The 11,414-nt window shown below is 57.8% G+C and carries 8 protein-coding genes and 1 tRNA gene; 4 read left to right on the top strand and 5 right to left on the bottom strand.

Annotation, left to right across the window (positions count from 1 at the left end):
* The first annotated feature begins 38 nt into the window (after window positions 1–38).
* From NRG74_RS16585 to NRG74_RS16575, 3 genes are read left to right on the top strand one after another with little or no spacing between them, the layout of a single operon-like run.
* Window positions 39–1,025 carry a glycosyltransferase family 2 protein gene (locus NRG74_RS16585; RefSeq protein ID WP_231357240.1) on the top strand — a complete coding sequence of 329 codons (987 nt, stop codon included), beginning with the start codon at window positions 39–41 and terminating at the stop codon, window positions 1,023–1,025.
* Window positions 1,022–1,435, top strand: a complete 414-nt coding sequence (locus NRG74_RS16580; protein ID WP_231357239.1) for a GtrA family protein — start codon at window positions 1,022–1,024, stop codon at window positions 1,433–1,435. Before NRG74_RS16585 ends, NRG74_RS16580 begins: the two co-directional genes overlap by 4 nt.
* A gap of 23 nt (window positions 1,436–1,458) precedes the next feature.
* On the top strand, window positions 1,459–3,612 hold the full coding sequence (locus NRG74_RS16575; protein ID WP_257704830.1) for a DUF6311 domain-containing protein: 2,154 nt from the start codon (window positions 1,459–1,461) through the stop codon (window positions 3,610–3,612).
* A 96-nt stretch (window positions 3,613–3,708) separates the two neighbouring features.
* Here NRG74_RS16575 and NRG74_RS16570 read toward each other — a convergent pair whose 3' ends face one another.
* Window positions 3,709–5,706, bottom strand: a complete 1,998-nt coding sequence (locus tag NRG74_RS16570) for a DUF4214 domain-containing protein (protein ID WP_257704829.1) — start codon at window positions 5,704–5,706, stop codon at window positions 3,709–3,711.
* 124 nt (window positions 5,707–5,830) lie between these two features.
* A tRNA-Thr gene (locus NRG74_RS16565) sits at window positions 5,831–5,906 on the bottom strand.
* Between the two features lie 118 nt (window positions 5,907–6,024).
* Between NRG74_RS16565 and NRG74_RS16560 the strand changes: the two genes are divergently transcribed.
* Complete coding sequence (locus NRG74_RS16560) at window positions 6,025–6,372, top strand: hypothetical protein (protein ID WP_257704828.1); 348 nt, start codon at window positions 6,025–6,027, stop codon at window positions 6,370–6,372.
* Between the two features lie 141 nt (window positions 6,373–6,513).
* Here the strand turns inward: NRG74_RS16560 and betA are convergent, their stop codons facing one another.
* The 3 genes from betA to NRG74_RS16545 all read right to left on the bottom strand — a co-directional run bounded on the left by betA (window position 6,514) and on the right by NRG74_RS16545 (window position 11,383).
* Window positions 6,514–8,256: a choline dehydrogenase gene (betA, locus tag NRG74_RS16555; RefSeq protein ID WP_257704827.1), complete on the bottom strand. Its 1,743-nt coding sequence runs from the start codon at window positions 8,254–8,256 to the stop codon at window positions 6,514–6,516.
* A gap of 90 nt (window positions 8,257–8,346) precedes the next feature.
* Window positions 8,347–9,819 carry a betaine-aldehyde dehydrogenase gene (gene betB, locus NRG74_RS16550; RefSeq protein WP_257704826.1) on the bottom strand — a complete coding sequence of 491 codons (1,473 nt, stop codon included), beginning with the start codon at window positions 9,817–9,819 and terminating at the stop codon, window positions 8,347–8,349.
* Between the two features lie 331 nt (window positions 9,820–10,150).
* The gene (locus tag NRG74_RS16545) at window positions 10,151–11,383 is read right to left on the bottom strand and encodes an acyltransferase family protein (RefSeq protein WP_257704825.1); all 1,233 of its coding nucleotides are present in this window, start codon (window positions 11,381–11,383) and stop codon (window positions 10,151–10,153) included.
* Between the last annotated feature and the right edge of the window lie 31 nt (window positions 11,384–11,414).

The raw sequence follows: 11,414 nt of genomic DNA, 5'->3' as shown, positions 1-11,414 counted from the left end.
TTATCAGGCGAAGCCAGGTCTAGTCCAAAGGAGACAGGTTGAACAGCTACGACCTCGGGCCACGCGCCACGGACACGCCGGTGCTATTAACCCTGGTAATACCGGTATTCAACGAGACGGAAGCCATTCCTTTCTTCCTGGAGCGAGTAGGGGCCGTCTTTGCGACACAGAATGGAATCGACCTGGAGTTTCTGTTCATCAACGATGGCAGTACCGATGCGACCTTGCAGACGCTATTGGAATGCCAGCGGCGTGAGCCACGAATCCGAGTGCTGGATCTGAGCCGCAACTTCGGCAAGGAAGCGGCCATGACCGCCGGTCTCGAAGAAGCCCGCGGTCAGCTGATCGTGCCGATTGACGTCGATCTCCAGGATCCACCCGAGGTGATTCTGGAGATGATTGCCAAATGGCGCGAGGGCTATGAGGTCGTTCTCGGACGACGCCTAAATCGCGACTCGGATTCCTGGGCCAAGCGTGCCTCGGCCAACTGGTTCTATCGTCTGCACAACAAGATTGCCGATCCCCAATTGCCGGAGAATGTTGGCGATTTCCGCCTAATGGATCGTTGCGTGGTGGAGGCGCTCAAGGAACTCCCGGAGTCGCGCCGATTCATGAAGGGGTTGTTCGCCTGGGTGGGCTTTCGCACCGCCTACGTGGACTATGCGCGCCCTGAGCGGATCGCCGGTTCGACCAAATTCAACGGCTGGCGGCTGTGGAACTTCGCCTTGGAAGGCGTCACCAGCTTTAGTACTGATCCCCTGAGGGTCTGGACCTATCTGGGATCAGCAGTCTCCCTGGTGTCCTTCCTCTTCGCCATATCTATCGCCCTGAAAGTGTTGATCAAGGGTGTGGATGTGCCCGGTTATGCCTCCATCATCGTCTCGGTCACGTTCTTGGGCGGTCTGCAGCTCATGGGAATAGGCATTCTTGGCGAGTATCTGGGGCGAACCTATATCGAAGCCAAGCGCCGTCCGGTCTATGTGGTGCGCAAGAATTACACAGTGACCGATCGGGTCGAGTCATGATCACCAGGCTCAAGGCACTGCGCGAAGGCCGCGCCTTTGGCGAGCTATTGGTAGCCAGTCGCTTTGGTTTGGTAGGACTCGCCGCCACAGCTGTGCACCTTGCCATTGTCACCCTGCTGATTCGAGCTGGCTTGGCACCGTTGCTAGCCAATCTGCTGGCCTTCCTGTGTGCCTTCGGCGTGTCCTTCTGCGGACATTACTTTTGGACTTTCCGCAGTTCAGCCGGCATCGCTAGTGCTGTCCTTCGTTTCTTCCTAATAGCCGTGGGTGGCTTTCTGATTAATAGCGTGCTTCTGGCACTCCTGCTGCACTGGACCTCTCTGGGTAGCACAACTTGCGCGCTTATCGCCGTCCTAGTTGTACCCGTGTTGTCGTTTCTGGCCAGCAAGTTCTGGGGCTTCGCCGCATAACCCGTCATTGTAGGGATTTAGATTTGAACATTCTCACTCACAAATCGCACCCGATGTTGCGTAGTGATCTGCTCTGGGCCTTGATCCTAGGAAACTTGGCTTTCTTCTGGATACTGGGGCCTAGCGTGCTCAATCCCCTAAATGCCAGCTGGTTAAACGGCGGTGATCCGTTACAGAATTACCTAGGTTGGGCGTTTTACAGGAATTCTGCCTGGACAATGCCGTTGGGACTCAACCCAAACTATGGCCTCGAACTTAGTAACTCCATCGTCTATACCGATTCCAATCCGCTGTTCGCCATGGTGTTCAAGGTACTGTCACCTATCTTGCCAGGTACCTTCCAGTACGTAGGGATATGGCTGCTCTGTTGTTTCATTCTTCAAGCTTTTTTTTCACTAAAGCTATTGGGCCTTATTTCAAACGATCGACGCGTATTGGTTTTAGGTAGTCTATTCTTTTTGTTTGCTCCGCCCTTTATGTGGCGTGCGCAGGCTCATTTCAATCTGGTCGGGCACTTCATCGTTCTGGCGGGATTATATCTGGCGTTACGACCTATGCCGCGCCGGCAATCTATTGCCTGGGTTGCCCTATTCGCCATCGCCACCCTGACGCATGCGTACTTCCTTCCAATGCTCGCTGCACTGTGGCTGGGCGATCTGGCGTGGAAGTTTTACAAGAAAGAGCGCCAGGCCCTTGGTGCAGCCGTCGAGCTGGGCGCTGTGGCAGCGGTCGTTATCTTTTGCGCCTGGCAGGCGGGTTACTTTGCCGTGAGCAATGGCGGCGCCTCCGCCTCGGGCTACGGCGTGTACCGTTTCAACCTGCTTAGTCTCTTTGATCCGGTGAACTCTTGGGATCCAGGACCCATGGCTCGCTGGTCCTATGTATTGCGAGATATCCCGGAGGGTAGCGGCGATTACGAGGGCTTCAATTATCTTGGCCTCGGCACTCTGTTGATCTTGCTCTTTGCTCTTCCCGGCTACTGCAGTTCCCACGTCAAACTAACTTCCCTGATCAAGCGCTATCCTTGCCTCTTCGTGATGCTCTTGGCGCTGACATTGTTCGCTATTACCCATCGTATAGGATTCGGTGCCTTCGAATGGACGCTGCCCCTGAACGGAAAGCTCGAGCGTCTTGCGAACGTTTTTCGTGCATCGGGCCGGCTGTTCTGGCCGGTTTACTACGTAGTGGTATTGGCCATCCTCTACGTATTCCTAAAAACGACCAGAATTCGTATCGCCTTGGGTTTCCTGGCGTTGGCTGCCTTGGTTCAAATCGTTGATACCGGTAATTTCCGCGAGGGTTTCCAGGCCCGGGTACGCTCGGATGCTGCGCTGACCGTAACGACGCCGCTAAGAGCACCCTTCTGGGAAATGGCAGCGCACCGCTATAAGAAGGTTCGATCCACCCTTCCTACTAATCAAGGGCGGGACTGGTCGACGTTCTCTAAATACGCGGCGTCCCATGGACAGGCAACCGATATGGTTTATCTGGCTCGCATGGACCAGAAAGCTCTGGCCCAGGCTGTTCAGCAAGCTAACGAACGTATTGCGAGGGGAGCTTACGACGGCGATACCCTTTACATCGTCGACAGTTCCCAACTCGAAATGGTCAAGCAAAACCTCAAACCAGAGGATCTGCTCACGGCTGTGGATGGCTTTAATGTGGTGGCGCCGGGATGGAATGCTTGTCAGGAGTGTCTCGCCGTTCAAGGCTTCGAGATCCCAGTGACTGACGCTCGCCGATTTAAGGAAGAGGCTGGCACTACCTTGAGCTTCGCTAAGGGGCAGGCTAGCGCCTCTTACCTTGAGCGTGGCTGGTCTACGTTGGAGGACTGGGGCGTTTGGTCCAATGATCATGCATCGGCTCTGACCTTTCCGGCCACCAACGAGCTGCGAGGTGTCGCTTTCATGATGAATGCGTTCCTGACCTCGGCAACGCCCGTGCAACGCATTGGTGTTTCTTTCAATGGTATCCCGGTGGGAGTCTTTCAGCTGAGTAAGGCCTCTGACAATCTCTTGGAGATCGAGCTACCTGCTGCGGTTAGAGATAGCATCGCTGAAAAGGGGACACTTACTGTCCGCTTTGATCTGAAGAGTGCGATCATACCGCGTGACTTAGGGCTTGGTAGCGATGATCGAATGCTGGCAATAGGCCTAAAAACTATTGCTTTGTATTAATATTCTCAAACGCGGCTCTGCGAGCCGCGTTTGACGGCTGGCTAGAATGAGGAACTTAATAGTTCTGTGGTTTTGTGGCCTTAACTTTTCGAGACCCTAGGCCCAATCTGTTTGTCCCACCAGCTGTATGAAACCGGTAGCGCCTTCGGTGAGTTGCTGGTTTTCCGGTGACTCGGTGAAATGCAGCATCACGTTGGCGCGGCTCATGCCGTGCTCGAGTTGCGTAGCCCAGTAGCTCAAGCCGCTGGCTTCGCCTTCGCGGCCTAGAACGGTGCGATAGAGGGTGTTGGTGAAGCCAACATTATCTTGGCTGCCATACCAGGTGGCAAACTCGGGCGAAGCAGTGAAATTGCTGGCGATGTCGTCAAAGCTGCGACCAAGGGCGTGCTGGTGCATCCAATACTCGATGCCCTGATACTCCGGCACCCGATCGAAGGCAGTATAGAGGCGCGCGATCTGCGCCTCTTGCTGATCCAGGACGAAGATATCTCGGTCCTGAAAGCGCAGCACGTTCACATCGTGAACTTCCAGCGCAACACTGCCGTTGTTGGCCGTCAGTACCAACGTACTAGGTGCTGTGGCGGTACGTCCAAAATCCGCTACGGTTCCCTGCAGAGAAAGGACATCGTTTCCTTGGCCACCAAACACCCGCATTATATGACCAGAGTCGGCAACCATCTCGCTCTGTAGGAGGCTGTCTCCGTAGCTGCTGCCGAAAGCGACACCTTTTTGGATGACCACATCCGCGTTCGTCCAGGCAACGTGATCAACGATCTTGATGTGGCCCGCCGAGCCTTCTGTGAGCTGCTGACTTTCAGGTGAGTTGGTGAAATGAGTCATGACGTCCAGGCGATTCATGCCTTGATCCATCAAGGTAGTCCAGTAATTCAGTCCATCGCCATCACCTGCACGATCAAGCACACGCTCGTATAGCAAGGAGGCAAACTGGCTATTGGTACTGGTGCCATAGTGAGCGATGAATTCAGCAGAGTTGGCAAAGCTCCGACTGATATCGGTAAAGCTCATGCCATGGGCCTGCAGGTCGGTCCAATAGGCTAGCCCGGCAAGATCAGGCACACGATCAAATACCGTATAAAGCCTTGCCAGCTGAGCTTGGTTTTCCGTCATGACAAAAACAGTCTTGTCAGAAAAGTCGAGCGCGTTGACGTCGTGCAGGTTCAGCGTCTGCCCATTAACGTTGTCCTTTACCTGCAATAGGCTCGGATCATCGGTAGCCGTCGTCAGCTGATAAGACCAGGAAGAGCCGCGCATAATGAGCGCGTCCGTTCCTCGATAGCCGTAGACCTGGGCTGCACCTGTTGTGTCGTACGACAGTCGAGCCTGGACAAGAATATCGTTGGCATCACTGCCACTGGCGACGCCAAGACCGCTTGGTCGATAGGCGCTGCTGGCATCCAGCAGGCCATCGTTGGCACTGCTCGCTTTGGCTACCCAGGCTGCGTTAGCGCCGGTCAGGGCAGCATAGAGAGAGAAGGTATTGGCGTTGTCCCCGGCGGACAGGACGCCACGGATGCTTGCAGTCGCACCAGAGCCATCCAGCAGCGGTCCGCCTGAAGCGCCTGAGCCCAGGCCAGTACCTACGAAGTAAAGCGGATAGTCAGCTACATAGGATGCCGTAGCGGTGTCTTGCATCAGTCCGGTACCGCGCACGGGATACCCTAGTACGGTGCCAGTCAGATCCGAGCCGGTAGTGGAAATGCCCAGGATGCCGGTAGTCGCCCCGATATTCGTGTCGAGACTGATCAGCGCCAGATCATGCCCAACCTCTTCATAACTCGGGACATGATCGCCATTCTTGTCCCAATTACTGGAATAGCCGGACCAGCTATGGGCCGCGTAGGTACCTAGAGGCGCGGAAAAAGAGGTGGAATTGATGTATGCGCCCGGTGTAACCGTGACACTGACTGCTTTTCCGCCATATCGATCGTCGTAGATCACATGGAGCGCTGTCAGCACGTCGTTGTTGCCAACGACCGTTCCTGAGCCCCGGGCTACAGTACCATCAGGAAAAATACTCTGGATGAACGCGATTTCACGGTGGGGAGACGTGGAGCGATCATTGACGAGGAACATGGCGGGCCGCGGCAGTAGGTGACTTGTAGGTCATCATACAGACCCGAGTCTTGCCGCTGCATGTCGCAGGCGTGCGTTCCATCCGCTAGACAAAACCGTCCGGCAGACAGGATTACAAAAGAGATGGTGCCGGCACCAGGAGTCGAACCCGGGACCTACTGATTACAAGTCAGTTGCTCTACCAGCTGAGCTATACCGGCAAGGGGGAGGCCATTATAGCCATGGAAAAGCCCTTGTAAACCAAGGATGTGCGACGGTTAAGGCTGGCGTAAGCCAGCTGCGGCTAAAATGGCGCAAAGAGCTTGCGAGGAGCCGCTGATGAGAACCAAAACCCTGGCCGTCCTGGCCGCTGCCCTGGCCGGTTGCACCAGCCAGGCGAATCTTGAACGCAATCCGCCCATGGAGCTGCGCACGGGCAAGAGTGCTGAGGACTATCGCACCTGTCTGGTGGCCGGCCTGGAGAAGGATGGTCGGCACGTGCTGGTCCAGCCGCAGGGCAGCAGTGGGCAGCGCCTGCTGGTGGACAGCAAGGTGCCTGGGGCGACCGCGGCGATCATCGACATCGGTTCGGCGTCGCGAGGCACGCGCATCCAGCTGCGTGAGCAGATGGCCAACAATCCGCTGCGGCCGCGGACCATTCTGACGGCGGTGAAGGATTGTCTGTGAAATGAGCGGCTAGGCAGGCTGCCCTCACCCTGGCCCTCTCCCCGAGGGAGAGGGGGAAGAGCGGACTGCCCGTCGTCACCTGGAAAGGCATATACAAGAAGGGCGCCCGAGGGCGCCCTTCTTGCGTTCCGCTGCCTGGGATCAGGCGGCCGGTTGGTCACGACGCTGCGGGACGGGCTCGGCGGCGCGCTGGCCGTTGACGTCACGCATGGGAGTACCCCGTACCGGGGCGCCGTTGGCGACGTAGTAGGCGGCATTGCTGCGCGGCAGCGGGGCGCGACCACGGATTTTGTCGGCGATCTTCTCGGCGATCATGATGGTCGGGGCGTTGAGGTTGCCCGTCGCGATGATCGGCATGATGGAGGCGTCCACCACGCGCAGGCCTTCCAGGCCGTGCACGCGACCGGTGCCGTCGACCACCGCCATGTCGTCGGTACCCATCTTGTTGGAGCAGGACGGGTGATAGGCGGTCTCGGCGTGGGAGCGCACGAAGGCGTCCAGCTGGGCATCGGTCACGCAATCGCGGCCCGGGTTGATCTCTTCGCCACGATAGGGATCAAGCGCCGGCTGCTGCATGATCTCGCGGGTCAGGCGGATGCCGTCGCGGAATTCACGCCAGTCCTGTTCGGTGCTCATGTAGTTGAACAGGATGCTGGGGTGCTGGCGCGGATCGCGCGAGGTCAGCTCGATGCGGCCGCGGCTGGGCGAGCGCATGGAGCCGACGTGGGCCTGGAAGCCATGGGCTTCGATGGCGTTGGTGCCGTTGTAATTGATGGCGATCGGCAGGAAGTGGTACTGGATGTTGGGCCAGTCGAATTCCTCGCTGGAGCGGATGAAACCGCCCGCCTCGAAGTGGTTGCTGGCGCCGAGGCCGGTGCCCTTGAGCATCCATTCCAGGCCGATCTGCGGCTGGTTGTACCACTTCAGCGCCGGGTACAGCGAGACCGGCTGCTTGCACTCGTACTGCAGGTACATCTCCAGGTGGTCCTGCAGATTCTGGCCGACGCCGGGCAGGTCATGGACGACCGGGATGTCGAAGCGACGCAGCAGCGGCGCAGGGCCGACGCCGGAGCGTTGCAGGATCTGCGGCGAGGCGATGGCGCCGGCGCAGAGCAGGACTTCACGACGGGCGCGCACGGTGATGGCTTCCAGCGAATCGCCCTTCATGTAGGCCACGCCATTGGCGCGCTTGCCTTCGAAGAGGATGCGATCGGTGGTGGCGTGGGTGACGATGGTCAGGTTCGGGCGACCCTTGGCTTGGTCCAGATAGCCGCGCGCGGTGCTGGAGCGACGGCCGTTCGGGGTGACGAAGCGGTCCATCGGGCCGAAGCCTTCCTGCTGATAGCCGTTGAGGTCTTCGGTGCGCGGATAGCCCGCCTGGACACCGGCTTCGACCATGGCTTCGAACAAGGAATTGGTATTCGGCTTGGCGGTGGTCACCGAGACCGGGCCGTCGCCGCCGTGCCAGTCGTTGGCCCCGGCGTCGCGCTTCTCGGCCTTGCGGAAGTAGGGCAGGCAATCGAGGTAGGTCCAGTCGTCCAGGCCATCGAGTTGCGCCCAGTTGTCATAGTCCAGGGCGTTGCCGCGGATGTAGCACATGCCGTTGATCAGCGAGGAGCCGCCCAGGCCCTTGCCCCGACCGCATTCCATACGGCGGTTGTCCATGTGCGGCTCGGGCTCGGTCTGGTAGGCCCAGTTGTACTGCTTGCCCTGCAGCGGATAGGCGAGGGCGGCCGGCATCTGGGTACGGAAGTCCAGGCGGTAGTCGGGGCCGCCGGCTTCCAGCAGCAAGACGCTGACGTCCTTGTCCTCGGTCAGCCGGGTGGCCAGGACGTTGCCGGCCGAGCCGGCGCCGATGACGATGTAATCGAATTCGTGTGCCATGAAAAAGTCTCCTCCTGACGGCGGGTGGGGTCTGGCCCCAGCCCCGGACCCTCTCCAGCGGAGAGGGGAGAAAAGCGCTGCCTGAGCGGCTTAGAAGATCGAGGCGTAGTCGCCCAGCTCGACCTGCACCGACTTGATGCGGGTGTAGTGGCCGAGGGTGGTGAGGCCGTTTTCGCGACCGACGCCGGAGTGCTTGTAGCCACCCACCGGCATCTCGGCGGGGGATTCGCCCCAGGTGTTGATCCAGCAGATGCCGGCTTCCAGGCGATGGATCATGCGGTGGGCACGGGCCAGGTCACGGGTGACCACGCCGGCCGCCAGGCCGTACTCGGTGTCGTTGGCGCGGCGCACCACCTCGTCCTCGTCGGCATAGGCCAGGATGCTCATGACCGGGCCGAAGATCTCTTCGCGGGCGATGGCCATGTCGTCACGGCAATCGGTGAAGACGGTGGGGGCGACGAAGTTGCCCTTGGCCAGTTCGCCCTGGGTGACGCGTTCGCCACCGGTGAGCAGGCGGGCGCCTTCGGCCTGGCCCTGGGCGATGTAGCCCAGCACCTTTTCCATGTGCGGGGTGCTGACCAGCGGCCCGAAGTTGGTCTCGGCGGCCAGGGGATCGCCCAGCTTGATGCGCTTGACCCGCTCCACCACCTTGGCTTCGAAGTCGGCCTTGAGCGCCTGGGGCACGAAGACACGGGTGCCGTTGGTGCAGACCTGGCCGGAGCTGAAGAAGTTGGCCATCACGGCGATGTCGGCGGCGCGCTCCAGATCGGCGTCGTCACAGATAATCAGCGGCGACTTGCCGCCCAGCTCCATGGTGACTTCCTTGAGGGTCGAGCCGGCGGCGCTGGCCATGACCTTCTTGCCGGTGGCGACGCCGCCGGTAAAGGAGATCTTCTCGATGCCGGGATGCTCGGTCAGGGCCACGCCGACTTCCGGGCCGACGCCATTGACCACGTTGAACACGCCATCGGGCAGGCCGGCCTCGGTGTAGATCTCGGCCAGCTTCAGCGCGGTCAGCGGGGTGACTTCGCTGGGCTTGAAGATCATGGCATTGCCGGCGGCCAGGGCCGGGGCGGATTTCCACAGGGCGATCTGGATCGGGTAGTTCCAGGCGCCGATGCCGGCGACCACGCCCAGTGGCTCGCGGCGGGTATAGACGAAGGAAGTCTCGCGCAGCGGGATCTGCTCGCCTTCCAGGGCCGGAACAAGGCCGGCGTAGTACTCGAGCACGTCGGCGCCGGTGACGATGTCCACGGCCTGGGTCTCGGACAGGGCCTTGCCGGTGTCGAGGGTTTCCAGCAGCGCCAGCTCATCGTTGCGCTCGCGGAGGATGTCCACGGCCTTGCGCAGGATGCGCGAGCGCTGCATGGCGGTCATCGCGGCCCAGACCTTCTGGCCGGCGGCGGCAGCGGCCACCGCCTTGTCCACGTCGGCGCGGCTGGCGCTCTGCACCACGGCAAGCACCTCGCCGGTGGCGGGATTCAGGGTTTCGAAGGTGGCGCCACCGGTGGCGGCAACATAACGGCCACCAATGTAGAGCTGCTGTTCGGCGAAACGGGCCATGGACGTTCTCCCAGGCTGGGCGGGCGCCGTGGCACCCGCAAGGAACACAGGGGGAGCGAAAGAAGGGCTCTTTGCTCCAGCGATGAATCCAGTCTACTTAATTTTTATTGAACGTTCAATCAATGAAAAATTCATAGGCGTGCCGAGACGGGCCGATAGGCGGCGTAGAGGGGTTGAGGGAGGATGAAGGCGTTAGAGGTAAGGCTGGATATCGCTAAGGTATGCCGCCCCTAGCTCCTGCTGACCCAGGCCATGAATCAGCAGGAGCTGGGGCGATGCGGAAGCGTCTCATCTATTAAAAGAAGATGCCAAGGAAGCTATTGATCATCTGTTAAAGCGTATTCCTCTTGGCCCGTCGGGACAGCAAGATGGCTGGTCGGTCTATCCAGCGTTCAAACGCGCTCGCGACGAGAAGACTAACAATGACGAATGTAAAAAATGTGACGATACTACTTGGAACATATCCCATAAATGGGATGCTTGAGAGCATCACAAACGCGCCCAGTGTGAACAAGAGCGGGAAGTGTACGAGATAGAGGCTGAATGAGATTTTTCCAAGCCATCGAAAGCTCTTAAATTCCAAGGCTCTTTTTGCTTGGCCTGATTGCAGGATGCCCCAAAAAATAATAGATGCTGATAGTGTCCTAACTAGCTCGGTCGGATTTTCGCTATGCAAAAATGGCGTTTTACTAGAAATTTCAAAGAGAAATTCCAGAAATTCTTTCGGTATAAAGTAAGGAAAAAGTATGCCGATAGCTATGAGGGTGGTGCCGAAATACTTTTTCTCGCTAAGCTGATTGCGAAATCGAGAGGACAAAAAGCCAGCCATAAATAGAATGTAGAAACTCGTCCCGATAGTCAGGACGAATATGAGTATAATAAAAATATAATATTTTTTGGGGAGCGAATTTTTTGCGGCTGAGAGTGCCAGAAGCAGCATGGATCCCCAGAATTCGATATGCAATGTCCAGGTTGGAGCATTGCCTGAGGTAGCTAAGGGTTGAAGGAGACCTGCGATTGGCGTCGTTTTTAGTATGGATGTGCCCTGATAGCCAAGAAAGATGTTGCTGACTAATATCTCTTTAGTAATCCTTATAGAATTAAGTTGTAGGTGGAATATGCTGTTCTGCCAGTCGGACTGGGTAATTTGATAGGTTAGTTGGGAAAGGGTGGGTGCCATGGCAAAAAGACCATAAGAAAGAAGGGTTGCCATGGCAGCTGGCAGGGCAAGTCTAATGCTACGTTTTACAATTTTTCCTGAAAAACTTCTCCGGTCATTTTCAAACGCCATTGCTAGAACGAAACCGCTCATAATGAAAAATAGATGCACGGCCGTATAGCCGTCCAACAAAAAAAAGAAAGGAGATTGGTAGAAGGAAATGCCCGCTTCTGCATATCTGCCGTTTGTGCCAGTCCCCGCGAAAGCAGGATAAAAATAAGCGAAAAAATGCAGTAGGATTACTTGGAATGCTGCTATGCCTCGTAGTCCGTTCAGCCACTCTAAACTAGGGGTTTCGGATTTTTGTGGCAGGTTTTTGGCAGAGGCTGGCTGAGTGAAATTCATTTTCGGCGGCAATAAAAGTGCATGATGATAT

The sequence above is a fragment of the Pseudomonas oryzihabitans genome (assembly GCF_024652905.1).
Classification (GTDB): domain Bacteria; phylum Pseudomonadota; class Gammaproteobacteria; order Pseudomonadales; family Pseudomonadaceae; genus Chryseomonas; species Chryseomonas benzopyrenica.
Note: the sequence above shows the minus strand (reverse complement) of the source record. Positions and strands in the feature narration are given on the sequence as shown.

What these genes read in the sequence shown, in the direction of transcription:
- NRG74_RS16580 (WP_231357239.1), top strand. Translation starts at nt 1,022, where the DNA reads ATGATCACCAGGCTCAAGGCACTGCGCGAAGGCCGCGCCTTTGGCGAG.
- NRG74_RS16570 (WP_257704829.1), bottom strand. Translation starts at nt 5,706, where the DNA reads ATGTTCCTCGTCAATGATCGCTCCACGTCTCCCCACCGTGAAATCGCG.
- NRG74_RS16560 (WP_257704828.1), top strand. Translation starts at nt 6,025, where the DNA reads ATGAGAACCAAAACCCTGGCCGTCCTGGCCGCTGCCCTGGCCGGTTGC.
- betA (WP_257704827.1), bottom strand. Translation starts at nt 8,256, where the DNA reads ATGGCACACGAATTCGATTACATCGTCATCGGCGCCGGCTCGGCCGGC.
- betB (WP_257704826.1), bottom strand. Translation starts at nt 9,819, where the DNA reads ATGGCCCGTTTCGCCGAACAGCAGCTCTACATTGGTGGCCGTTATGTT.
- NRG74_RS16545 (WP_257704825.1), bottom strand. Translation starts at nt 11,383, where the DNA reads ATGAATTTCACTCAGCCAGCCTCTGCCAAAAACCTGCCACAAAAATCC.